The following is a 22,173-nucleotide window of genomic DNA, read 5'->3' as shown; positions in this document are numbered from 1 at the left end:
GCGGCCACACCGGTGTTGTGATCGAATGTCGGACGGAGGCGTTCAGGAGGCTGGTGCCCCTCCCGGTCTTCAAAACCGGAGTGGTCCGGGACCCGGGCCAGGCGGGTTCGATTCCCGTCCGTCTCCGCCAAACGGTTGCAGGAGATGACGCGATGGGCGACGGCCCGGTGGACCCGCGACGCCGGGTGCCCCGCACCGACACGCTGCTCGCCGACCCGCTGCTGGCCGCGGCCACCGCGACGCTGGGCCGAGACCAGGTCAAGGCGGTCGTCGCGCAGGCGCAGGACCGGGCCCGTCGCGGCGAGATCAACCCCGACGAGGTACGCGACGCCGCGGTCGCGGCGTTGCCCGCGCCCGGTCCTCGCGCGGTGCTCAACGCCACCGGCGTGGTGCTGCACACGAACCTGGGCCGGGCACCCTTGTCGCCCGCCGCGGTCGCCGCGGTGGTGGCCGCCGCCGGGCACACCGACGTCGAGCTGGACCTGACCACCGGCCGGCGGGCCCGGCGGGGCCGCGACGCACTCGACGCGCTGGCCGCCGCCGTGCCCGACGCGGACGCCGTGCACGTGGTCAACAACGGCGCTGCCGCGCTGGTGCTGGCCGCGACCGCGTTGGCCGCCGGCCGGGAGATCGTGGTCAGCCGAGGCGAACTCGTCGAGATCGGCGACGGCTTCCGCCTACCCGACCTGTTGGAGAGCACCGGCGCCCGACTGCGGGAGGTGGGCACCACCAACCGCACCGCGCTCGCGGACTACGCCGCCGCCCTCGGCCCGCAGACCGGTTTCGTGCTCAAGGTGCACCCGTCGAACTTCCAGGTCACCGGCTTCACCTCCGCCACACCCGTCCGGCAACTGGCCACCCTCGGCGTGCCGGTGGTCGCCGACATCGGCTCCGGCCTGCTCGCCGCCGACCCGCTGCTGCCCGACGAGCCGGACGCCGCCAGCACCCTTCGCGCCGGCGCCGCACTGGTGACCGCCAGCGGCGACAAGCTACTCGGCGGCCCACAGGCGGGGCTGCTGCTCGGTGCCGCGGACCTGATCGACCGGCTGCGCCGACACCCGCTGGCCCGAGCGCTGCGCGTGGACAAGATCACCCTGGCCGCGCTGGCCGCCACCCTGCACCGACCGGACACCCCCACCCGGACAGCCCTGCACGCCGATCCGGCCGCCCTGCGCGAGCGGGTGGAGCGGCTGCGTGACCGGCTCGGCGCGGACGGCCGCAAGGCGGAGGTGGTGCCGGCCGTCGCGGTGGTCGGCGGCGGCGGCGCCCCCGGGGTGGAGTTGGACTCGTGGGCGCTGAGCCTGCCCGAGCGCTACGCCGCGCCGCTGCGCACCGGCGACCAACCGGTCCTCGGTCGGGTGGTGCGGGGCCGGCTTCTGCTCGACCTGCGCTGTGTGCCCGCCGACGCCGACGAGGCCGTCCGACAGGCCGTGCTGCGCGTGCCCGGGGACGACTGAGCCGTGTTCGTCGTCGCCACCGCCGGGCACGTCGACCACGGCAAGTCGACACTGGTCCGGGCGTTGACCGGGATGGAACCCGACCGGTGGGCCGAGGAACGCCGCCGGGGCATGACCATCGACCTGGGCTTCGCCTGGACGACGCTGCCGTCCGGTGGCACGGTCGCGTTCGTCGACGTGCCCGGGCATGAGCGGTTCGTGCCGAACATGCTCGCCGGGGTCGGCCCGGTGCCGGCGGCGCTGATCGTGGTGGCCGCCGACGAGGGGTGGATGCCGCAGTCCGCCGAGCACCTGGCCGCGCTCGACGCGCTCGGTGTCGCGTACGGACTGCTGGTGGTGACCCGCTCGGACCTGGCCGACCCGGGACCGGCGACGGCCCACGCCCAGGCCCAGATCGCCGCGACCAGCCTCGGCACGGTGGAGGCGGTCGCGGTCAGCGGCCTGACCGGCGCGGGTCTGCCGGAGCTGCGTACCGCCCTGGACCGGCTCGCCGCCCGACTGCCGGCCCCCACGGTGCACGACCCGGTCCGGCTCTGGGTCGACCGTAGTTTCACCGTGCGGGGCAGTGGCACCGTCGTCACCGGCACCCTCGGCGCCGGTCGTCTGCGGGTGGGTGACGAGCTGGAGTTGGCCGGCGCCGACGAACCGGTCCGGGTCCGTGGCCTGCACTCCCTCGGCGAGGCGCGATCGGAGGCGACGGCGGTGGCCCGGGTGGCGGTCAACCTGCGCGGTACGTCCCGTGACCGACTCGGCCGCGGCGACGCGCTGCTCACCCCCGGCCGGTTCCACCACACCGATCTCGTCGACGTCCGGCTCACCGGCGACCCGGCCGCCGACCTGCCGGCCACCCTCACCCTGCACCTCGGGTCGGCGGCGGTGCCGGTACGGGTCCGCCCGCTCGGCCCGGACACCGTACGGCTGCGACTGGCCCGCCCCCTGCCGCTGCTGGTCGGCGACCGGGCTCTGCTGCGGGACCCGGGCCGCCACCACGTGGCCGGCGGGGTGCGGGTGCTGGACGTGGCACCGCCACCGCTGGCCCGCCGAGGGGCCGCCGTCGCCCGCGCACAGGTCCTCGCCGAACTGGACGGTCACCCCGATCTGGCCGGTGAGCTGCGCCGCCGCCGGCTGATCCAGGCCGGCACGTTGATCCGGATGGGCGTGCCGGTGCACGTCGCACCGGTCGCCGGCGACTGGTTGGCCGACCCCGCGCACTGGCGGCGACTCGGCGACCAGGTGACCGAGGAGGTCGCCCGCTACGCCCGGGACCACCCGTTGGAGCCTGGGATGCCGGTGGACGCGTTGCGCCAGCGCCTGGCCCTGCCCGACCGGGTGCTGGTCGAGGCGCTGGTCCGGCCGCCGCTGCGAATGCACGCCGGGCGGGTCGGGGCGGCGGGCGCCGACGCGCTGCCCGAGCCGGTGGCCCGGGCCGTGCGGCGGGTCCGCGCCGAGTACGGTGACCGGCCGTTCCGCGCCCCCGAGGCGGACCACCTCGTCGACCTCGGTCTGGGGCCCCGGGAGATCGGCGCGGCGGTGCGGGCCGGCGCCCTGCTGCGGCTGGCCGACAACGTGGTGCTGCTGCCCGACGCGCTCGACGACGCGGTCCGGGTGTTGGCCGGGCTGCCGCAGCCGTTCACCTTGTCGGCGGCCCGGCAGGCGTTGGACACCACGCGCCGGGTGGCGGTGCCCCTGCTGGAGCTGCTGGACCGGCGGGGCGCGACCCGCCGGCTGCCCGACGACGCCCGCATCGTCGTCACCTGAGGGCGTAGCGCGCGCCGGGTCAACCGCTGTCAGTCCAGGTCGGACATGTCGAGCACGAAGCGGTAGCGGACGTCGTTTCGCCGGAGGCGGTCGAGTGCCGTCTCCACCTGCGCCGACGGGAGCACCTCGACGTCGGCGGCGATGCCGTTGTCGGCGCAGAACTGGAGCATCTCGGCTGTTGAACGGCGGCCTCCGCTGCCGGCGGAGCTGAGCTTCTTGCGGCCGACAAGCAGGTCCATCGCCTCGACGGTGACCGGGCCCAGGTATCCGAGCAGGCTGAGGGTGCCGTCCATCGCCACCACCTTCAGGTACGGGGCAAGGTCGTGCGAAGCGGAGATGGTGTCGATGACGACGTCGAAGGTGTCGCGTGTCGCTGCCATCTGGCGGGTGTCGGTGGAGTCCAGGAGATCGTGTGCGCCGAGCCGGAGGGCATCGTCGCGCTTCTCCTGGGTGCGGCTGATGACGGTCGTGGTGGCGCCGAGTGCCACGGCCATCTTGACCGCGAGGTGACCCAGGCCGCCGAGCCCGGCCACGGCGACGCGACTGCCGGAGCCCACACCGAGGGAACGCAGCGGTTCCCAGACGGTGACGCCGGCGCACATCAGCGGGGCGGCTGCGGCCGGGTCGAGGCCGGAGGGGAGCGGGTAGGCGAAGCGGTCCCGCACGACGTACTCGCGGGAGAAGGCGCCCAAGGTGGTCGACCCGTCCCGCCGGTCGGTGCCGCCGTAGGTGAGAGTCGGGAAGGAGTGGCAGAAGTTCTCCTGTCCTGCTCGACACATGGCACAGGTGCCGCAGGAATCGACGATATTGCCCACCGCGACGCGGTCGCCGACCGAGAAGGCAGTCACCTCGGCCCCGGTCCCGGTCACCACACCGGTGAATTCGTGACCGGGCACCAGAGGCGCCTTCGCATGCTGGTCATGGTCGCGCAGGGAGTGCAGGTCGGTGTGGCACACGCCGCAGTAGTCGACTCGCACCGCCAGATCGTCTGAACGCAGGTCACGGCGTTCCAGCGACGTACGCCGCAGCGCCGTCGGGCCGCTCGCCCGCCATCCGATGGTCGTTCGCATACACACATTCCTTAAACAGACTGTTCGGTCTGTCGACCGTAGCGCTGGTCGCGGAGAGAAGCAAACCAACTGTTCTGTTGCTAGAGTGGCGGCATGCCGGAGCAGCCCCTGACCTCGCGCGGCACCGCGACCTACCAGCGCATCCTGGACGCCGCCACCGAGGAGTTCGCCCAGCACGGCATCGCCGGAGCGCGCATCGAACGCATCGTGACGGCGGCGCGCACCAACAAGGCGCAGCTCTACGGCTACTTCGGCGACAAGGAACGGCTCTTCGACGCGATCTTCCTCAGCTCACTGGAGCGCATCACGAACGTGGTGCCGATCGACGCTGACGATCTTGCCGACTGGGCCGTTCGCCTCTACGACGAATACCTGCGCCGCCCCGACCTCATCCGCCTCGCGACCTGGACGCGACTGGAGCGCCGGCCCGCCGGGCACCTAGTCGAGACCCACCAGCACTACGACGATCGCAAGCTGACGGCCATCGCCGAGGCGCAGGCCGCCGGGCGGGTACGTGCGGGCGACCCGTTCGACCTCATGGCTCTGGTCATCGCCATGTCCATGGCCTGGTCGCCGGTCAGCAACGTCTACGCGGCCAGCAACCAGGAACCCGACGACGTTCATGATCAACGCCGCGCCCTGCTGCGCGACTGCGTTCGGCGAGCCACTGTGCCGAGGGACCAGGATCAACCGGACCGTTGACCACCGCACGGCCGTCAGTCGCGGCCGATCCGGGGCTGACAACAGTGCGCCGAGGTGCGACGGTGGGCTGATGGTCGAGGCGATCCCCACCCGGTCACGAGCCTCCCGCCGCCGGTGGCGTGAGGTCGTCCCGGTGGTGCTGCGCTGGGCGCTGCCGCTGCTCTGGGTGCTGTGGGCGTCTCTGGCGTGGTGGGCCGAGCCGCGCGAGTCCACCGAGGCCCAGCTCGACCGCGATCTCGCGACTGGCCAGGTGGTGGACTTCCAGCGGGCGTCCGGCTGGGCCGACAACGGCTCGTACTGGGGTAGCCGGCCTCGGCCGCAGCATGCGACGAACGGCGGGATGCTTGTCTGGACCGTGCCGAACGGCCAGAGCCGGTACACCTTCGGTGCACCGCCCGCCTCGGACTCGTACCTCGCCGAGCCAGACCCGTCGGCGGGTGCCGGGCCGAGCTGGCGGGACACCCAGCTCGCCGCCATTTCTGACACCGGGCCCGCGGACAGCGGCCGCGCGCACCGGATCGGGAACGCCGCGGCGCTGCTCGCTGGTGTGCTGACCGTGCTCTGGCTGGGCCGGTTGATCGGTGGCGCGCCGCCGCTGGTCGGCACCCGGTGGTTCTGGTTCTGGGTCGGCCTTCTGCCGTTCGGGGTGGGTGTGCTGGCCTGGACGTACCGGGAGCTGTGGAGACCACCGCCGGTGCCGGTGCCCGGCCGTGGCTCGGGGTGGCGTGGGTTCGGCTGGCTGATCCTTGCCGCAGTCGGGATCAGCCTTCTGGTGTCCGTTGCCCGCATCGTGTTCGGGACGACGGTGGTGCCGGGCTAACCGGCCCCCGGGTCGTCGACGGTCACCTACGGTGACGCCATGGACCCTTCGGCGGTCTGGCGGGACCGGCAGCACCGATGGCGGATCGAGGCGTACCGCGCCCCTGACCTGCGCTTCGCCATCTACGCCACCAACGGCCCCACCGAATCCGTGCCGCTCTGGTTGTTCGGTATGTCGGCGCTGGCCCGCTGGTTGATGACCCACGCCATCTCGCTGGACGACCTGGAGGTCGACTGAGCGAGGGCGGAAACGGGCCCGGAGCCGGCCGCGCTGCGGTTGAGTGACCTGAGGCGGCGGACGGGGGTGCGCGATGGGCGGTCAGCTCGGGCAGCTGGCGCTGGTGGCCGTGCTGGTGCTGGTCAACGCCGCGCTGTCCGGCAGTGAGATGGCGTTGGTGACGTTGCGCGAGGGGCAACTGCGGCGGCTGGGCCGACGGACCCGCGCCGGTGACCGGTTGGTGCAGCTGTCCCGCGACCCGAACCGGTACCTGGCCACGATTCAGCTCGGCATCACCCTGGCCGGGTTCCTCGCCTCGGCGGCGGCCGCGGTGTCGTTGGCCGAGCCACTGGTCGGGCCGTTGAGCTTCCTCGGCGGGTTGGCCCGCTCGGCCGCGGTGCTGTTGGTGACCGTGCTGCTGACGTTCGTGACGCTGGTGTTCGGCGAGTTGGCCCCGAAGCGGTTGGCCATGCAACGGGCAGAACGCTGGGCGCTGCTGAGCGCCGGCCCACTGGACCTGCTCGCCCGCGTGTCCCGCCCGGCGGTGTGGCTGCTCAGCCGGGCCACCGACGCGGTCGTCCGGTTGGCCGGCGGTGACCCGCGGGCCAACCGTCAGGAGATGACCGAGGAGGAGCTGCGGGAGATGCTGGCCAGCCAGCGCGGCCTGTCGGCCCAGCAGCGGGAGATCCTGACCGGCGCGTTCGACATCGCCGGCCGGACGTTGCGGGAGATTCTGGTGGCCCGGCGGGAGGTGACGACACTGCCGGCCGACCTGACCGCCGACGAGGGGGTGCGGCAGCTCGCCGCCGCCGGGCGGTCCCGCGCCCCCGTCACCGGCCCCGGCGGCCTCGACGAGGTGCTCGGGGTGGTGCACATCCGCGACCTGGTGCAGGCCGGCTCCGCCTCGGTGGGCGAGCGGGTCCGGTCGCCGTTGCTGCTGCCGGTCACCCTGCCGGTCGCCGACGCGTTGCGTCAGCTCCGCCAGGAGCATCAGCAACTGGCCCTGGTGGTCGACGAGCACGGCGGCATCGACGGCATGGTCACCATGGAAGACCTGTTGGCCGAGGTGGTCGGCGAGTTGTACGACGAGACCGACCGCGACGTGCGCGGGGTGACCCGGGAGTCGGACGGATCCCTGCTGGTGCCCGGTGACTTCCCGCTGCACGACCTGCCCGACCTGGGGGTGCGACTGAGCTTCCCGTTGGCACGGGACTACACCACCGTGGCGGGGCTGGTCCTGGCCCGGCTGCGGCACCTGCCGGACGAACCGGGGGAGACGGTGCGGCTGCCCGGGTTGACCCTGGAGGTGGTGGAGGTCGGCGACCGGGCGGTACGTCGGGTGCGGCTGCGCGGGTTCACCCCCGACCGCTGACCTCCCCCAGAAGAGGGACAACAAGCCCAAATGCCGCCTCGGGTGGAAGCGTCCCGTTTACGGTGCGAGACGTGAAGGACCGAGGGTTGCGTACGTTCGTCACGGTGCTGGCCGGCCTCGCGGTCATCTACTTCGGCAGCACCGGCCGCAGCCCCGAGGAGGGCCGAGGCATCTCCGGCGGGGTGGTGATCCTGGCGTTGCTCGCCGCGTTGCTGGTGTGGCACCTGACCCGGCCGGGGGACAAGACGGTGAAGTAGACACCTCAACGGGCGGCGACGCGGGTGACCTCGCCGGCGGACTCCTCGCCGAGCGCCACCCGAACCAGCGCGGAGGCGAGCCGGCCGAAGTCCGGTTCCTCGACGAGGCCGGCCAACCTGTCCGGAGAGCCCGGCAGACCCAGCCGCTTCGCCCCGGCCAGCGCCCGACGGTCGACGTACGGGCGCAGGTCCGACCAGACCGCCTGGGCCTCGCGCAGGTAGATGTCCGCCCCGGTGGGGCCGATGCCGGGAAACTCGGTGAGCCGCCGACGCAGCCCCGCCGGGTCACCCCGCGCCTCCCGGTGCAGCCGGCGCAGGTCACCGTGCCAGCGGTCCAGGCACAGCCGGGCGCCGGTGCCGAGCATGGTGGCGGTCCGCTCGTCGTAGCGGCGGTAGTGGGCCCGGCCCAACGCGTCGACGCGTTCCTGCCAGGTGGCCGCCTCCATCGCCTGTGGTGTGCGGTAGCCCGCGGCGAACAGCTCCCGCGCGGCGTCCACCGCCAGGCACGCCCGGATCCGGGTGCTCAGCAGGGTGGCCAGCACCAACAACTGGTAGAGCGGCCCGGGGCGGTCGGAGAGCCGGATGCCGGCCTCCTCCGCGTACGTGCGGCCACGCCGGTCCAGCAGGACTCGCACCACCGTTCGATCGTTGCCCACACCGACGGGGTACCCGATCCGCGCCCCGCTAGCCGTTTCGCCGGTGAGCGGGGCCGGAATGCCGCCCGAGCGGGCGGGTATGCCGGGGTGTGGAGGCGGTCGATGCCGTCTGCCGTACCCGGAAGGGAGACACCGTGGTCAACCCGCAGCAGGAGGAGTTCCGGCGCAACGCCAAGGGAGCCACCAGCCAGGACAGCAAGGGGCCCAAGCCGACCGGGCACCCGCTCAACAGTGGCACGTCGCGCGGCGATGCCGGTCGGCCGGTGCCCAAGGGGCAGGTGTCGCCGTACGGGCCGGCCGGTGAACCGGTGGCCGACGACGACAGCGACACCCGGTAACTAGCGACCCCGACGTGACGGCCGCCGCAACCTGTTCCAGGTTGCGGCGGCCGTCAGCCCGTACGCCAGGTGCGGAATGATGTCGGAGATCCAGTCGGAGCGCCGCCACGTGCGCGGGTCACTGATCCCCAGGGCGGTGATCGACCCGTCGGTCATGGCCATCACGCCGGCGCCGAGCAGGCCGGTGGCCATCGGCAACGGCTGGCGCCGACCACCCGCGTAGAGCGCGAACGCGATGCCCGCGGTGATGCCCAGCCCGTAGCCGATCAGGGGCCCGAGGCCCGAGCGGCGGTTCGCCGCCTGGTCCCCGGACCCCAGGTCCACGTGCGCGATCCCGGCCAGCCGGTCGACGGTCTCCTGCGGAACGTTGCTCTCCGGCCGTCCCCGCAACGCGATGTCGAGGTAGCCGAGCACGTTCAGCGCGGTGCTGCCGACGGCGCCTGCGATGGCGCCGTCGGCCACGTCGACCCTCCTCACTTCGGGTCGCCTGGTTCGCGCTCGCTCTTCGGGCCGTACGTGCGCTCGCCGCGCACCACACCCCGCTGGCCGCGATCCTCCTGGAGGATCCTGTTGGCGACCTGGTTGGCCTTGCCGTCGGGTACCCGACGGCCGGAGTCGTCGATCGCGTTGCGCATCCGCGCCCGCTGCTTGTCGTAGGCGTTGCTGCCGGGCCGTGGTCCTGGCATCTGGAGCCTCCCTCGTCGCCATGGGCGTACCGCGGCCGTCTACCCGTCTGGTGGCGCGCCAACCTCGGGTCCTACCGGGGTGCGTGGACGACAGCGACGGGGCACTGCGCGTGGTGCAGCATCGACTGGCTCACCGACCCCAGCAGCAACCCGGTCACCTCGCCGCGCCCCTGCCCACCCACCACCGCCAGTTGGGCCGAGCGGGACGCCTCGGCGAGCACGGCTCCGGGCCGGCCACGTACCGCCCGGCAGGTCAGCCGCAGCTCCCGGTGGTCCTCGGTCAGCCCGGTCACCCACTCGGCGAGCATCCGCTCCTGCTCGGCGTGCAGCTTCGCCTCGTCGTACACCAGGGGTTGCATGTCGCCTGGGCCGCTGCTGCCCGGGTGCCGGTAGGCGTGCACCGCCACCAGCGGCACGCCGCGCGACACGGCGGTGTCGGCGGCGAAGTCGGCGGCCAGCCCGGAGGCCGGCGAACCGTCCACCGCGACCAGCACCGGCTCGTCGGGTCGTTGCGCGCCGCGGGCCACCAGCACCGGGCAGTCGGCGTACGCGGCGACCTGCACCGCGACCGAGCCGACGACCAGCGCGGAGAAGCCACCCAACCCGCGGTCGCCGAGCACGATGAGCGCGGCGGTGGGCGACTCACCCACCAGGACGGCGGCGGCCTCACCGTCGATGATCTCTCCGGAGATCGACAGCCCGGGTACGGTCGCCTCGGCCTCGGCCACCGCGGCTCGGACCAGTTCCTCGGCCCGCTGGCGCAGCCCACCGCCGGGCGGCGCGTCCGGGGCGGGGGAGGCCGGCACGTGCAGCAGCGGCCAGATGAACCCGTGTACGACCCGTAGTGGCCGCTGCCGGCGCGCCGCCTCCGTGGCGGCGAGGCGTACGGCGCGCAGCGCCGGCTCCGAGCCGTCCACGCCCACCACGACCGCTGCGCTGTTCGCCGAGTTCACCGCCCACCTCCCGCCCGGGGCCAGTATCGCGGGCGCGATCGCCTTCGCGCCGCGATACCGCCGAGTGCGCCGGGGTCGGTACGCTGGCGACGACCGGCCGGGAAGGGAGCGTTGTCGATGGGTGAACCGGAGCAGCCGAGCACCGCACGCATGATCGACTTTTGGCTCGGTGGGGAGCACCACTTCCCGGTCGACGTGGCCGCCGCGAGCGCGTTCGAGCAGGCGTACGGGCCGTGCGCGCCGGTGTTCCGGGAGTTGCGGGAGTTCCTGGGCCGGACGGTGCGGGCCATGGTCGCCCACGGCGTGGACGGTTTTCTGGTGTTCGGCGCCGGGGTGCCCACGATGGGCAACGTGCACGAGGTCGCCACCGACGCGACCGTGCTCTACACCGACGTCGACCCGGTGACCATCCGGCTGGGGCAGAGCATCCTCGCCGGCAGCGACCGGGCCGGTTACGGCTTCGGTGACGCGACCGACATCGGCACGATCGACCCGGCGCAGCTGCACCGGTTCGTTCCGGGTTGGGGCCGCAGGCCGGTCGGCGTGGTCTTTCTCGGGCTCGCCGCGTTCCTCGACGACGCTACGCTGACCCGCACGCTCGACGAGTTGTACGCCGGCGCGGCGCCGGGCAGCCTGCTGGCCGTGGACTTCGATACCGAGGAACTGGCGGGTCATCCACAGGCGCTGGCGATGATGGGGCCGCAGTTCCGGATGCGTCCACCGGCGGCGTTCGCGCCGCTGCTGGGTCGGTGGGCGCCGACGGCGGACGGGATCGTCCCGGTCGCCCAGTGGAGGCCGGAGGGCGCACCGGTGCAGGTGCCCGACGCGTTTCACGGTGTGCTCGCGACCCGTGGTGGCGACTGACCGCGCGGGTTCGCCGTCCGGGGTCGTCCGTATGATGCTTGCCCTGTAGCAAGCTTCTGGAGAGGACGACCATGGTGGACCCGCCGGACGTGGTGTCGCGCGCGCTGCGCGAGGCCCCGCCCGACCAGTTGGCGGAGGCGGCGGACCGGGCGATCCGGTCGACGCTGGGCGCGCTGCGCACCGACGTGTTCGTCGCCGACTACCGGATCAGCGGGCTCTGGCCGGTGCTGGATCCGGACCTGCCGGCGGCCGGGTTCCTGGCCTGCCACACCGTGGCCCAGCGGTGCTTCAGCAGCCAGCAACCGGTGCGCGACAGCGCCGCCGAGGGCCCCTGCCGGCTTTACCTGCCGTTGACGGTGTGGGGGGAGCGGCTGGGGGTGCTGATGATCGAGCTTCCCGCCGTCCCGGGTCCGACCGTCACCGGCCACGCGGCCGACATCGCCGGTGCTCTCGCGGTGGCGATGCGTGCGGCGGACCGGGAGACCGACCGTTACCGGCGGGCCCGTCGCCGTGAGCGGCTGACGATGGCCGCCGAGATGCAGTGGGATCTGCTGCCCGGGCGCGGCGTGGCGCACGACGCGTTCCACCTGGCCGGGCAACTCGAGCCGGCGTACACCGTGGGTGGGGACCACTTCGACTGGTCGCTGGACGGCGATCGGCTCACCGTGACCGTGCTCAACGGCGAGGGCAGTGGTCTGGCCGCGTCGATGCTGACGGCCGTCACGGTGAACGCGATGCGCAACGCGCGTCGCTCCGGTGGCGGCCTGGTGGAGCAGGCCGAGCTTGCCTCGGACACGGTCTTCTACCAGCACCGGGGCCGCCGGTACGTGTCCACCCTGCTGCTCGAAGTGGACACTCGCACCGGCCGGGTGCGGGCGGTCGACGCGGGCTCCCCGCACCTGCTGCGGATGCGCGGGGCGGTGGTGGAGCCGATCAAGCTGGATCAGCAGTTGCCGCTGGGCATGTTCGCGGAGACCCGCTACGAGCTGCAGGAGCTGCAACTCACGCCGGGTGACCGCCTCTTCGTGGTCAGCGACGGGGTGTGGGCCGCCGAACCACCGGGCCAGGAGCCGTACGGGCAACGGGTGATGGCCCGCTCCCTGCGCGCCACACGGTTGCAGCCGGCGGCTGAGGCGGTTGGTACGGTGATGCGCGAACTGCACGCCTACCACGCGGACTCCGATCTGCGCGACGACGCCGTCGTGGTCTGTCTGGACTGGCACGGTCCGCGTGAGCGGGGCAACGAGTGAGGGTCGCCACCGTTCCGTCCGGTGGGCACCAGCGCGACGACGGCAGGGGACATCGGGTGGAGCGACCTGCGGATCTCGCCGCGGCGATCGACGCGGCCGCCGGGACGTTGATCGCCGTGCTCGACTCGGCCGCGGCGCGGCACCAGGTGCCGCCCACGCAGTTGCGGGTGCTGACCCTGATCAGCAGTCGACCGGAGACCAATGTCAACGGGTTGGCGGAGCTGCTGGATGTGGTGCCGTCGTCGGCGAGCCGCCTCTGCGACCGGCTGGAGGCGACCGGCCTGCTGCGCCGGGTGCCCGATCCGCGCGACCGGCGTGAGGTGCGGTTGGTGGCGACCGCGGCGGCGCTGACCCTGCTGCGGCAGTTGGCCGAGCAGCGGCAGCGAGCGGTGCAGTCGGTGCTGGATCGGATGCCGGCGCGGATGCAGCACGATCTGTTGGTGGCGTTGGTTGCGTTCGGTCGGGCGGCGACCCAGGCGGTGCCCGAGCAACAGCCCGACGTGGTGGTGCAGACGGCCTGAGCGGTCCACCCTGTCCTCTAGTATCCTAGGACGCTCTACGCGTGGTGATCCACACCACAGTGCGCAAAGCCGCACCAAGCCGCACCGGCGGCGCCCGAGGCGCTGGGGGAAGCCCGATATAGTGACAACGCACTTAGCCGGCCCGTGATCTTCGAAGATCACGGGCCGCATCAGGGAAGAGGCCCCGCCCGGGGCCGCAGGGGGAGCCGGCGATGGCCGGCCCGACAGCGCGTACGACCCTCCGCCGCGCCCGACGTCGGCCGGGGGGCCTGCGTGCCGTGGAGGAGGATCGGTGTCGCGTCGGCCGGCTCGGGCAGAGCAACCGAGGGACACCGGTGACGAGGCCCTCGGCAACCAGGTGCTCACCCTGGCCAACCTGATCAGCTTCGTGCGGCTGCTGGGCGTACCCCTGTTCCTCTACCTGTTCCTCGTCGAGCGGGCCGACGTGGCGGCGATCATCGTCCTGGCCATCGGCGGCACCACGGACTGGGTCGACGGTTGGATCGCCCGCCGCCTGCACCAGGTGAGTCGACTCGGGGAGCTGCTCGACCCGTTCGCCGACCGGCTCTACATCCTTGCCACCCTGGTCGCCTTCACCGCGCGGGAGGTGGTGCCGTGGCAGTTCACCGCGGCGCTGCTGGCCCGTGAACTGCTGCTGCTCGGCTCGCTGGCGGTGCTGCGCCGCTTCGGCTACGGGCCGCCGCCGGTGCACTACGTGGGCAAGACCGCCACCTTCCTGCTGCTCGCGGCGTTCCCGGTGCTGCTGCTGGCCACCGAGTGGAGCGCGGCGGCGACGGCGACGGCCGCGATCGGTTGGGCGTTGGCCTGGTGGGGGCTGGTGCTCTACTGGGTGGCCGGCGGGATGTACGTGGTGCAGGCGGCTCGGCTGGTGCGCGCCGCGCGTGGCCGGGGAGCGGCGCAGTGAGCGCCCCGCGGCCCGAGAAGCCCCGCCAGGACCGGGTGTACGCGCCGGACTTCCTCACCGAACTGTTTCGCAACCCGCTGGATCCGGGGTACGCGGACGCGGCGGCCGCCCGCCGTCGTTCCGCGTCCGCCACGCCGGCCCGGGGGTGGCGTGCCTGGCCGACCCGGTCGGTCAGCCTGGTCGTGGTGGTGATGCTCGGTTTCCTGTTCGCGGTCGCGTACCGGCAGACGATCGCGGACGAGCCGGGGCGCAGCCAGGCCCGTTCCGGTCTGGTGGCGCAGATCAAGGAGCGGGAGAGCCAGACCGATCGGTTGTCCACGCGAGCGGACCAGCTGCGTGAAGAGGTCAGTCGGCAGCGGGACGCGGCGTTGAGCGGGTCGGCCGCCGCCCGGCTGCGGGACCTGGAGGCGAGCACGGGGCTGGGTCGGGTGCGCGGCGATGGTGTGGTGGTGCGGTTGGCGGACGCACCGGACAACGCGGACGCGGTGACCGGTGCCGGCGCTGGGCCGTCGCGGGTGCTCTACAGCGACCTGCAGGGGGTGGCGAACGCGTTGTGGAGTGCCGGCGCGGAGGCGATCGCCATCAACGGGCAGCGGTTGACGGCGACGTCGACGATCCGTTCGGCGGGTGAGGCGATGCTTGTGGATTTCCGGCCGGTGACCGGGCCGTACGAGGTGTCGGCGATCGGTCCGGGTTCGCTGCGGCGCAAGTTCGCGGACAGCCGTAACGCGGCGTTGATGCGGGAGGTCGCGCAGACGACCGGGTTGTCGTTCGGTGTGCGGGAGTCGGACGACCTCACCCTGCCGGCGGCTCCGGAGCCGCAGCTACGCTACGCGAAGCCGTCGGTCAGTCCGAGCCCTTCCGCGTCGGGTGTCCGGTCCGGCAGTCCCGGGTCGTCCGGCCCGAAGACGACCACTAGCCCCTCCGGAGGTGGCCGATGATCGCGGTGCTGGCGTTGCTCGCCGGTGTGGTGCTCGGTGTGTGGCTTGATCCCACAGTACCGGCGGCGTTGCAGCCGTACCTGCCGATCGCGGTGGTTGCCGCGTTGGACGCGGTGTTCGGTGGTGTGCGGGCCCGGTTGGACCGCATCTTCGACGACAAGCAGTTCGTCGTGTCGTTCATCTCGAACGTGCTGGTTGCCGGTCTGATCGTGTATCTGGGTGACCAGTTGGGGGTGGGCGGGCAGTTGTCCACCGGTGTGGTCGTCGTGTTGGGCGTCCGCATCTTCGGCAACGTGGCGGCGATCCGTCGGCACCTGTTCCGGGCGTAGGTTTGACGGCGATGAGTGACGAGCAGACCGACACGGGGACCGGGTGGCCGCAGCCGGCGGGTCCGGCGCGGCCGGGTGGGCCGGCGGGTGAGCCGGATCCGCGGCCGGATTCGCCGGATCCGGACGAGTTGAGCCCGTTGGTCCCGCAGGAGCCCGTGGAGCCGGAGCGGCCGGACGCGGATCCCGCTGTGGAGCCGGGTGCGGAGCCGGTCGATGACGGTGCGACGGTGGACCTGAGCGCCATGTCGCGGTCGGGGGAGCCGGTGGCGGGTTCCGACGGGTTGGCGGAGCCTGCGGGGGAGCCGGAGCCGACCGGGGAGCCGGAGCCGGCCGGGGAGCCGGAGCCGGCCGGGGAGCCGGAGCCGGCCGGGGAGTCGGTGGCGCCGGTGGCGGCGGGTCGGTCCCGGTGGAGTGGCGCCGGGGTGATGATCGTGGCGTTGTTGGCGTTGTTGGGCTTCACGTTGGTGGTGCAGTTGAAGACGACGTCGACGGATCCGACGTTGGGGGCGACGCGCCAGGAGGACCTGGTCCGGATCCTGTCGGATCTGGATGCGCGGGAGAGTCGTCTCCAGCAGGACATTCGTGCGTTGGAGGACAGTCAGCGGCAGTTGCACTCGGGTGAGCAGGGCCGTCAGGCGGCGTTGGACGAGGCGACGCGGCGGGCGGACGAGCTGGGCATCCTGGCGGGTACGTTGCCGGCGGTCGGGCCGGGGCTGACGGTGCAGTTCGATGCGGGTGTCCAGCCGATCACGGCGAACCGGGTGTTGGACGCGGTGCAGGAGCTGCGGGGTGCGGGTGCGGAGGCGATGCAGATCTCCGGTGGTGACCGGGCGACGGTGCGGGTCATCGCGTCGACGTACTTCCTCGATGACAACGGGTCGTTGGTGGTGGAGGGGCGTCGGTTGACGGGGCCGTACACGATCACGGTGATCGGTGATCCGGCGACGATGCGTACGGCGTTGAACATTCCTGGTGGGGTGGTGGCGTCGGTCCGGGGCGTCGGCGGTAACGTGACGTTTGGGGAGCGTGAGGTTGCCGAGGTTTCGGCGCTGCACGCTCCGATCAAGTTGGAACACGCCCGTCCGGTCTCCTGACCGGCGCGGCCGCGCCGGGCCCGGGTGGTCCGGGGCACCGATGGATGAAGGACGCGTCTGGTGATTCCTGAGGATCTGCGATACACCGCCGAGCACGAGTGGGTGGCGGGTGACGGCACGGGTTCGATCCGGGTCGGCATCACGCACTTCGCGCAGGACGCGCTGGGTGACATCGTGTACGTGCAGTTGCCCGAGGCGGGTGCGGTGGTCGCGGCCGGTGATTCGCTGGGTGAGATCGAGTCGACCAAGAGTGTGTCGGAGATCTACGCGCCGGTGGCCGGTACGGTTTCGGCGCGCAACGAGGCGTTGGGTGACACGCCTGAGCTGATCAACACTGATCCGTACGGTGAGGGTTGGTTGGTGGAGATCACGCCGAATGATCCGACGGCGACGGACGGGTTGCTGACGGCGGGCGCTTATCAGAAGATCACCGAAGGCTGAGTGTGCTTGTTCCGGTGCGTGGGCTGTCTGCGCGCGTCCGGTTGCCCTGCATTTCGGCGCTGGCTAGGCTCGCCCAGTCGACCGAGAACCCAATAGTTGAGCGTTGCGGAATTGCCTTCCCGGGCACGGGGAGCCAGCCGCCGGGTGAACGAGCGCCCGGCGGCCAGACCCGCCATTACCCGACGCCGACCGAACAGATCCGTGAGGTGGTCCCATGACGCGGCCAGACGACGAGTTCCCCCCACTCGACGTCACTTCGACGCTCAATCTCGGTTCGCTCGACGAAGTGCTGGAGGGGCCGGACACCGATGTGGTGCCGAGCCGGATGTCCGGTTCGTTGCCGCCGGGTATGGCGCTGCTGGTGGTTCGTCGAGGCCCGAATGCGGGTGCCCGGTTCCTGTTGGACCACGATGTGACGACCAGTGGCCGGCACCCGGACAGTGACATCTTCCTCGATGACGTGACGGTGTCGCGTCGGCACGCGGAGTTCCACCGTGACGGTGGGACGTTCACGGTGCGCGACGTGGGCAGCCTGAATGGCACGTACGTGAATCGTGAGCGGGTCGAGGCGGCCACGCTGAGCAATGGTGACGAGGTTCAGATCGGTAAGTTCCGGGTGGTGTTCATCGCCGGTCCGCGCCCGGAGGAGGAGGCCGGCCGGGGGTGAACGAGCCTGCGGCCTCCACGTCACCCGGGGCGGCTCGGTCTCAGCCGCTGATGAGCATCGGTGAGGTGCTTGGGCAGTTGCGGGTGGATTTTCCGGACACCACGATTTCGAAGCTGCGGTTCCTTGAGGCCGAGGGTCTGGTCGAGCCGCAGCGGACGGCGGCGGGTTACCGGAAGTACAGCTGGGACGATGTGGCGCGGTTGCGGTTCGTGTTGACCGCGCAGCGGGACAAGTACCTGCCGTTGCGGGTGATCCGTGAGCAGTTGGCGGAGTGGGACTCGTCCGGTGAGCAGCCGGGGCGGTCGCGTCCGGCGTTGGTGGCGGTTGGTCCCGATGGTGCGGTGCCGGGTCGTGAGTCGGTGGAGCCGGCCGAGTCGTCGCAGGTGCGACTCGGCCGGGCGGACCTGGTGGCGCGTAGTGGGATCGACGAGTCGACGCTTGTGGAGTTGGAGCGGCTCGGTGTGCTGGTGTCGGATCCGCCGGGGTGGTATGACGCGGACGCGTTGATCATCGCGTCGGCGGTGGCGGGTTTGGCGTCGTACGGGTTGGAGCCGCGGCACCTGCGGGGTTATCGGACGGCGGCGGACCGTGAGGTCGGTTTGTTCGCGCAGTTGGTGGCGCCGTTGGCGCGGCAGAGTGATCCGGCGGCGCGGGCGCGGGCGGCGGAGACGGCGCGTGAGTTGGTGGCGTTGTCGGAGCAGTTGCACGCGGCGTTGGTGCGGGTGGGTTTGCGTTCGACGTTGGGTCGGTGAGGGTGCCCGGCGGGCGGTGGCTGAGCGGAAAGATCTCTTCCGGGAAGCGTGCCGTAGGCTTGCCGGGGTAACCCCTTTCTGGCGCGGACGTGGTGCTGTAGCGCATGGGACGGCCGTGTCGCGGTCCGTGTACCGTGCAGGGAAGGGTGCGGTGCGGCGTAGGTGACAACGACACGGAGGCGGCGGTGCGCGAGCTGAGCGTGGTCGGAGTTCGGGTGGAGCTGCCCAGCAACCAACCGATCGTCCTGCTCAGGGAGGTCGAGGGGGACCGCTATCTGCCGATCTGGATCGGCGCGGTCGAGGCCACGGCTATCGCTTATGAGCAGCAGGGGGTCAAGCCGGCCCGGCCGTTGACGCATGATCTTCTGCGGGACGTGTTGGCGGCGTTGAAGGCGCCCTTGCAGGCGGTGGAGATCACCGAACTCAAGGAGAACGTGTTCTACGCGGACCTGTTGATCGGCGACGGGGTGCGGGTGTCGGCGCGGCCGAGCGATTCGATCGCGTTGGCGTTGCGTGTCGGTGCGCCGATTCGTTGTGCGGAGCAGGTCCTCAGCGAGGCGGGGATCGTCATCCCTGATGAGCAGGAGGACGAGGTGGAGAAGTTCCGTGAGTTCCTGGACCAGGTGCGTCCGGAGGATTTCGCGGGCTGAGGCTGCTGCTCCCGGCGGTCACTGTGGGTGATTCCGGTGCGGTTGGTGATCTTTCTCGGTGGCTGCGCGGCGTGTCGCGTCGGTTCCTCCGTGGTAACCCCTGACGGTGCCTATAGGGTTTCCTTGTCGAGGGGTGCGCGTCCCGGAAACGACGCGTCGCCACACTGACGGGGAGGTTGTCCGGATGCACGAGCCGCAGGATTCCGATCCGGGTAGAGAGTTGAACGAGCCGGGTGCCTCGTCGCCAGCTGTGGCGGCTGAGGGTGACGGTTCGGTCGGCTACCGGGGTGTGACGGCCTGCCATGCGGTGGGCATCAGTTACCGGCAGTTGGATTACTGGGCGCGGACGACGCTGGTGGTGCCGAGCGTGCGTGACGCCTCTGGTTCGGGGACGCAGCGGTTGTATTCGTTCCGGGACCTGGTGGTGTTGAAGGTCGTGAAGCGGTTGTTGGACGCGGGGGTGTCCCTGCAGAACATCCGTAAGGCGATTGAGGCGCTGCGGTCGCGTGGTGTGGAGGATCTGGCCGGGATCACGCTCATCTCTGATGGGACGACGGTCTATGAGTGCCGGTCCCCCGAGGAGGTGGTCGACCTGTTGCAGGGTGGCCAGGGTGTCTTCGGGATCGCGATCGGTGGGGCTTTCAAGGAGATCCAGGGGTCGTTGTCGCATCTGCCGGCGGAGCCGGCGACGAGCGGCCCGGTGGAGCCGGCGGTGGCGCCGGAGTCGGATCCGGTGGGCGATGAGTTGGCGGCGCGGCGGGCGCGGCGCCGGGCCGGCTGAGCGGCGCGTTTTCCGGTTTTTTTCCGATTGGTTTTCTCGCGACCGTCGGTGACGGTGGCAGGGCCTGACAGGCCGGTGCGCTCCCTTGTGGATACGGTGGGTGTCGCTGTGGTGGCCGGTTGTGGAAATACCAGCCGGTAGTGGTGACGGAGCGTGTTCGTCCGCCTGTCGGGAATCCGATACCGGGGCGCTGACCGGAGGCGGTTGACACGCTATGGTCCCTCACGGTTCTGGACCCTTCACCCCCCGGAGGAACTACCGTGACGGTTACGGAAGAAACGGCTCCCGCTTCGCACTACGCGCGCATTGGCGGTGCCAGTTCGGTCAAGGCGGCTGTTGAGCTGTTCTACGACAAGGTGCTGGCGGACCCGGACTTGGCGGGTTACTTCACCAGTGTGGACATGGCTGGTCAGCGGCGGCACCTGGCGTTGATGTTGACCGTGGTGCTGGGTGGGCCGAACGAGTACACCGGCCGTGGGTTGGCCGAGGCGCACCAGCCGTTGAACATCCCGGTGGAGCACTACGCGAAGGTGGGCGTGCACCTGACGGCGACGCTGACCGAGCTGGGTGTGCCGGCGGACATCCTCGCTGACGTGCAGACCGTGCTGGGGCAGGTGCAGGACCAGGTGGTGGCCTCCGGAAACCGGTCGGGCGTCTGAGCGTGGACGCGGCCCGACTCAAGCAGAGCTGGTCCCTGGTCGCCGGCCACGGCGACCAGGTGCCGCTCTATTTCTACTCGACGTTGTTCCTCGCTCATCCTGAGACGCGGCAGATGTTCCCGACGAACATGGCCGGGCAGCGGGACCGCCTCGTGACCGCGTTGGGGCACATCGTGTCCAACGTGGACCAGTTGGATCAGCTGGTGGGTTTCCTGCAGGACCTCGGCGCGGACCACCGCAAGTTCGCGGTACGCGCGGAGCACTACCCGGCGGTCGGTGAGGCGCTGCTGGCGACGCTGCAGCATTTCCTCGGGGAGCAGTGGACCGACGAGTTGGCTCAGGAGTGGACAGCCGCGTACGGGTTGATCGCGCAGGTGATGACGGAGGCGGCGCAGGCCGCCGAGGCGGTGAACCCGCCGTGGTGGGTTTCCGAGATCGTGGCGCACGAGCGGCGGGCGTTCGACGTGGCGGTGTTGACGGTGCGTCCGCAGTACCTGTTGCCGTTCACCCCGGGTCAGTCGATCGGGGTGTCGCACCCGTCGGTGCGTTCGTGGCGGTACTACTCGCCGGCGAACGCCCCCCGCGCGGACGGCACCCTGGAGTTGCATGTGCGGGCCGCGCCGGGCGGCGCGGTGTCGTCGCGGCTGGTGTATGGGTCGGCGGTGGGTGATCGGATCCACCTGGCCGCACCGGTCGGAGACCGACTGGGCTTGTGGTCGGCGGGTTCCAGTGATCTGTTGTTGCTGGTCGCGGGGACCGGCTGGGCGCCGATGAAGGCGTTGGTGGAGCAGGTCGCGGCGGAGGGTTCCCGCCGCCGGGTGGACCTGTACGTGGGGGCCCGTTCCCGCAGCGAGCTCTACGACAGCGACGCGATCGACAAGATGGCGTCGTCGTACCCGTGGTTGACGGTGACCTACGTGGTGGGTGCCGATGTGAACCGGCCGGGGGAGTTCGTGCAAGCGGTGGACCGGGCGTTGGCCGACGGCGACTGGCGTTCCCGGCACGTGTTCGTGTGCGGATCGGACCAGATGGTTTCGCACGCGGTCCAGACGTTGGGCCAGGCGGGTTTCCACGCGGGTCAGGTGCACCACGAAGGCCTGGGTGATCAGTGGTACGGCCCGGCCTGGCGTACGGCGGTGCAGCAGGCGCCCGTCGGTGACACTTCGGGAGGTGGGCACAGGTGAGCGCGAGGAGTGAGCTTGCGAGCCCCGCAGTCGCGAACGAAAGGCGGGCGCGGTGAGCGCGAGGAGTGAGCTTGCGAGCCCCGCAGTCGCGAACGGAGGCGAGCACAGGTGAGCGCGACCCCGATCAGCCGGTACGACGGGATACAGGTATCCGGCGGTGTGCAGGTGCGGATGACCTCCGACCGGGTCCGGAGGTGGGAGTTCGGTGCCGCGTCGTTCGCGCGGCGTGGCTATGACAACGCCGACGTGGACCGCTTCCGGGTGCAGGTCGCCGACGAGTTGGATCTCCTGGCGACGCAGATCGCGACGTTGCGGGCGGAGAATGAGCGGCTGACCGACCGGGTGGAGTTGCACCGGCACGGGGTCATCCCGAGCACGGGGGCGGCGGCGAAGGTCCCGGCGGCGCGGGAGGTGAATCTGCTGTCCGCGGCGCAGCGGGAGGCGGAGCAGATCATCGCGCAGGCGCATGACTACGCGCGGCGGGTCGCCGAGTACGCCCGGGTGCAGTACGAGAGTTACATGCACGCGGCGGAGGCGGAGGCGAAGCGGGAGGCGGAGCGGGCGGTGACGGAGTACCGCAGCGCGGCGGGGTCGAGCTTCGACGACACGGTGGCGACGCGCGAGGCGTTGCGGATTTTCGGCGAGATGATGGTGTCGCACATGCAGGCGGCGGCGCGGCATCTCGACGACGGCAGTGAGCAGTTGGCCCGCACGATGGACCGGATCGCGGCGGAGACGCCGGGCGCGCCGTTCGTCGGCGGTGTGGTGGGGCAGTCGGAGTTGCCGCGCCACCAGCATCGGTGATCACCGCACGGGTGGGGTCACCTGAG

Annotated in this window: 28 protein-coding genes and 1 tRNA gene; 24 read left to right on the top strand and 5 right to left on the bottom strand. The window is 71.6% G+C overall.

All coding sequences use genetic code 11. From position 1 onward, the window contains the following. Positions 1 to 34 precede the first annotated feature (34 nt). The 3 genes from JOD64_RS31985 (at position 35) to selB (ending at position 3,215) form a co-directional block, all read left to right on the top strand. A tRNA-Sec gene (locus tag JOD64_RS31985) sits at positions 35 to 130 on the top strand. 22 nt (positions 131 to 152) lie between these two features. Beyond that, positions 153 to 1,457, top strand: a complete 1,305-nt coding sequence (gene selA, locus JOD64_RS31980; protein WP_204945683.1) for an L-seryl-tRNA(Sec) selenium transferase — start codon at positions 153 to 155, stop codon at positions 1,455 to 1,457. A gap of 3 nt (positions 1,458 to 1,460) precedes the next feature. Beyond that, complete coding sequence (gene selB, locus JOD64_RS31975; RefSeq protein ID WP_204945682.1) at positions 1,461 to 3,215, top strand: selenocysteine-specific translation elongation factor; 1,755 nt, start codon at positions 1,461 to 1,463, stop codon at positions 3,213 to 3,215. A gap of 29 nt (positions 3,216 to 3,244) precedes the next feature. Here the strand turns inward: selB and JOD64_RS31970 are convergent, their stop codons facing one another. Further along, on the bottom strand, positions 3,245 to 4,285 hold the full coding sequence (locus JOD64_RS31970) for an NAD(P)-dependent alcohol dehydrogenase (RefSeq protein WP_204945681.1): 1,041 nt from the start codon (positions 4,283 to 4,285) through the stop codon (positions 3,245 to 3,247). A 93-nt stretch (positions 4,286 to 4,378) separates the two neighbouring features. On the opposite strand from JOD64_RS31970, the gene JOD64_RS31965 reads away from it, so the two are divergent. The 5 genes from JOD64_RS31965 to JOD64_RS31945 all read left to right on the top strand — a co-directional run bounded on the left by JOD64_RS31965 (position 4,379) and on the right by JOD64_RS31945 (position 7,652). Continuing rightward, on the top strand, positions 4,379 to 4,987 hold the full coding sequence (locus JOD64_RS31965) for a TetR/AcrR family transcriptional regulator (protein WP_088948255.1): 609 nt from the start codon (positions 4,379 to 4,381) through the stop codon (positions 4,985 to 4,987). Between the two features lie 70 nt (positions 4,988 to 5,057). After that, complete coding sequence (locus tag JOD64_RS31960; protein ID WP_204945680.1) at positions 5,058 to 5,807, top strand: hypothetical protein; 750 nt, start codon at positions 5,058 to 5,060, stop codon at positions 5,805 to 5,807. Positions 5,808 to 5,846: 39 nt separating this feature from the next. After that, entirely contained in the window at positions 5,847 to 6,044 is a 198-nt protein-coding gene (locus JOD64_RS31955) for a hypothetical protein (protein WP_030327722.1), read from the top strand. A gap of 73 nt (positions 6,045 to 6,117) precedes the next feature. Continuing rightward, on the top strand, positions 6,118 to 7,395 hold the full coding sequence (locus tag JOD64_RS31950) for a hemolysin family protein (protein ID WP_204945679.1): 1,278 nt from the start codon (positions 6,118 to 6,120) through the stop codon (positions 7,393 to 7,395). A 71-nt stretch (positions 7,396 to 7,466) separates the two neighbouring features. Beyond that, positions 7,467 to 7,652 (top strand): hypothetical protein, encoded by a 186-nt coding sequence (locus JOD64_RS31945; protein WP_204946380.1) that lies wholly within the window; start codon positions 7,467 to 7,469, stop codon positions 7,650 to 7,652. A gap of 5 nt (positions 7,653 to 7,657) precedes the next feature. On the opposite strand, the gene JOD64_RS31940 is transcribed toward JOD64_RS31945, so the two are convergent. Next, positions 7,658 to 8,308: a hypothetical protein gene (locus tag JOD64_RS31940; protein WP_204945678.1), complete on the bottom strand. Its 651-nt coding sequence runs from the start codon at positions 8,306 to 8,308 to the stop codon at positions 7,658 to 7,660. Between the two features lie 134 nt (positions 8,309 to 8,442). On the opposite strand from JOD64_RS31940, the gene JOD64_RS31935 reads away from it, so the two are divergent. Next, positions 8,443 to 8,646: a hypothetical protein gene (locus JOD64_RS31935; protein WP_204945677.1), complete on the top strand. Its 204-nt coding sequence runs from the start codon at positions 8,443 to 8,445 to the stop codon at positions 8,644 to 8,646. Here JOD64_RS31935 and JOD64_RS31930 read toward each other — a convergent pair whose 3' ends face one another. The 3 genes from JOD64_RS31930 to JOD64_RS31920 all read right to left on the bottom strand — a co-directional run bounded on the left by JOD64_RS31930 (position 8,647) and on the right by JOD64_RS31920 (position 10,285). Continuing rightward, on the bottom strand, positions 8,647 to 9,123 hold the full coding sequence (locus tag JOD64_RS31930; RefSeq protein ID WP_204945676.1) for a hypothetical protein: 477 nt from the start codon (positions 9,121 to 9,123) through the stop codon (positions 8,647 to 8,649). After that, the gene (locus JOD64_RS31925; RefSeq protein WP_007460364.1) at positions 9,120 to 9,332 is read right to left on the bottom strand and encodes a hypothetical protein; all 213 of its coding nucleotides are present in this window, start codon (positions 9,330 to 9,332) and stop codon (positions 9,120 to 9,122) included. The genes JOD64_RS31930 and JOD64_RS31925 overlap by 4 nt, the downstream gene beginning before the upstream one ends. Positions 9,333 to 9,403: 71 nt before the next feature. Next, on the bottom strand, positions 9,404 to 10,285 hold the full coding sequence (locus JOD64_RS31920) for a universal stress protein (protein ID WP_204945675.1): 882 nt from the start codon (positions 10,283 to 10,285) through the stop codon (positions 9,404 to 9,406). Positions 10,286 to 10,402: 117 nt separating this feature from the next. Between JOD64_RS31920 and JOD64_RS31915 the strand changes: the two genes are divergently transcribed. The 15 genes from JOD64_RS31915 to JOD64_RS33655 all read left to right on the top strand — a co-directional run bounded on the left by JOD64_RS31915 (position 10,403) and on the right by JOD64_RS33655 (position 22,147). Further along, entirely contained in the window at positions 10,403 to 11,149 is a 747-nt protein-coding gene (locus JOD64_RS31915; RefSeq protein ID WP_204945674.1) for an SAM-dependent methyltransferase, read from the top strand. Positions 11,150 to 11,220: 71 nt separating this feature from the next. Next, complete coding sequence (locus JOD64_RS31910) at positions 11,221 to 12,399, top strand: PP2C family protein-serine/threonine phosphatase (protein ID WP_204945673.1); 1,179 nt, start codon at positions 11,221 to 11,223, stop codon at positions 12,397 to 12,399. Positions 12,400 to 12,455: 56 nt separating this feature from the next. Then, positions 12,456 to 12,920 carry a MarR family winged helix-turn-helix transcriptional regulator gene (locus tag JOD64_RS31905; RefSeq protein WP_204945672.1) on the top strand — a complete coding sequence of 155 codons (465 nt, stop codon included), beginning with the start codon at positions 12,456 to 12,458 and terminating at the stop codon, positions 12,918 to 12,920. 292 nt (positions 12,921 to 13,212) lie between these two features. Further along, a complete protein-coding gene (gene clsA, locus JOD64_RS31900) occupies positions 13,213 to 13,845 on the top strand; it encodes a cardiolipin synthase ClsA (protein ID WP_204945671.1) in 633 nt (210 codons plus the stop codon). Then, complete coding sequence (locus JOD64_RS31895) at positions 13,842 to 14,786, top strand: DUF881 domain-containing protein (protein WP_204945670.1); 945 nt, start codon at positions 13,842 to 13,844, stop codon at positions 14,784 to 14,786. The genes clsA and JOD64_RS31895 overlap by 4 nt, the downstream gene beginning before the upstream one ends. Beyond that, on the top strand, positions 14,783 to 15,115 hold the full coding sequence (locus JOD64_RS31890; RefSeq protein WP_030327710.1) for a small basic family protein: 333 nt from the start codon (positions 14,783 to 14,785) through the stop codon (positions 15,113 to 15,115). Before JOD64_RS31895 ends, JOD64_RS31890 begins: the two co-directional genes overlap by 4 nt. An 11-nt stretch (positions 15,116 to 15,126) precedes the next feature. Further along, complete coding sequence (locus JOD64_RS31885) at positions 15,127 to 16,209, top strand: DUF881 domain-containing protein (RefSeq protein WP_239559746.1); 1,083 nt, start codon at positions 15,127 to 15,129, stop codon at positions 16,207 to 16,209. A gap of 60 nt (positions 16,210 to 16,269) precedes the next feature. Then, positions 16,270 to 16,650 carry a glycine cleavage system protein GcvH gene (gene gcvH, locus JOD64_RS31880; RefSeq protein ID WP_184187386.1) on the top strand — a complete coding sequence of 127 codons (381 nt, stop codon included), beginning with the start codon at positions 16,270 to 16,272 and terminating at the stop codon, positions 16,648 to 16,650. A gap of 214 nt (positions 16,651 to 16,864) precedes the next feature. Further along, positions 16,865 to 17,317, top strand: a complete 453-nt coding sequence (gene odhI / locus JOD64_RS31875) for an oxoglutarate dehydrogenase inhibitor Odhl (RefSeq protein WP_007071101.1) — start codon at positions 16,865 to 16,867, stop codon at positions 17,315 to 17,317. A gap of 50 nt (positions 17,318 to 17,367) precedes the next feature. After that, complete coding sequence (gene ftsR, locus JOD64_RS31870) at positions 17,368 to 18,069, top strand: transcriptional regulator FtsR (protein ID WP_204946359.1); 702 nt, start codon at positions 17,368 to 17,370, stop codon at positions 18,067 to 18,069. Between the two features lie 185 nt (positions 18,070 to 18,254). After that, positions 18,255 to 18,719, top strand: coding sequence for a bifunctional nuclease family protein (locus JOD64_RS31865; protein WP_030492026.1), 465 nt, complete (start codon positions 18,255 to 18,257; stop codon positions 18,717 to 18,719). 184 nt (positions 18,720 to 18,903) lie between these two features. Continuing rightward, on the top strand, positions 18,904 to 19,500 hold the full coding sequence (locus tag JOD64_RS31860) for a MerR family transcriptional regulator (RefSeq protein ID WP_204945669.1): 597 nt from the start codon (positions 18,904 to 18,906) through the stop codon (positions 19,498 to 19,500). Between the two features lie 260 nt (positions 19,501 to 19,760). After that, the gene (locus JOD64_RS31855; protein WP_204945668.1) at positions 19,761 to 20,159 is read left to right on the top strand and encodes a group I truncated hemoglobin; all 399 of its coding nucleotides are present in this window, start codon (positions 19,761 to 19,763) and stop codon (positions 20,157 to 20,159) included. Positions 20,160 to 20,161: 2 nt separating this feature from the next. Next, the gene (locus JOD64_RS31850; RefSeq protein ID WP_204945667.1) at positions 20,162 to 21,343 is read left to right on the top strand and encodes a globin domain-containing protein; all 1,182 of its coding nucleotides are present in this window, start codon (positions 20,162 to 20,164) and stop codon (positions 21,341 to 21,343) included. 108 nt (positions 21,344 to 21,451) lie between these two features. Beyond that, the gene (locus JOD64_RS33655) at positions 21,452 to 22,147 is read left to right on the top strand and encodes a DivIVA domain-containing protein (RefSeq protein WP_204945666.1); all 696 of its coding nucleotides are present in this window, start codon (positions 21,452 to 21,454) and stop codon (positions 22,145 to 22,147) included. The last annotated feature ends 26 nt before the right edge of the window (positions 22,148 to 22,173 follow it).

The sequence above is a fragment of the Micromonospora luteifusca genome (assembly GCF_016907275.1).
Lineage (GTDB): Bacteria > Actinomycetota > Actinomycetes > Mycobacteriales > Micromonosporaceae > Micromonospora > Micromonospora luteifusca.
The sequence above is the reverse complement of the archived record's forward strand: the minus strand, read 5'-3'. Positions and strand labels throughout refer to the sequence as shown.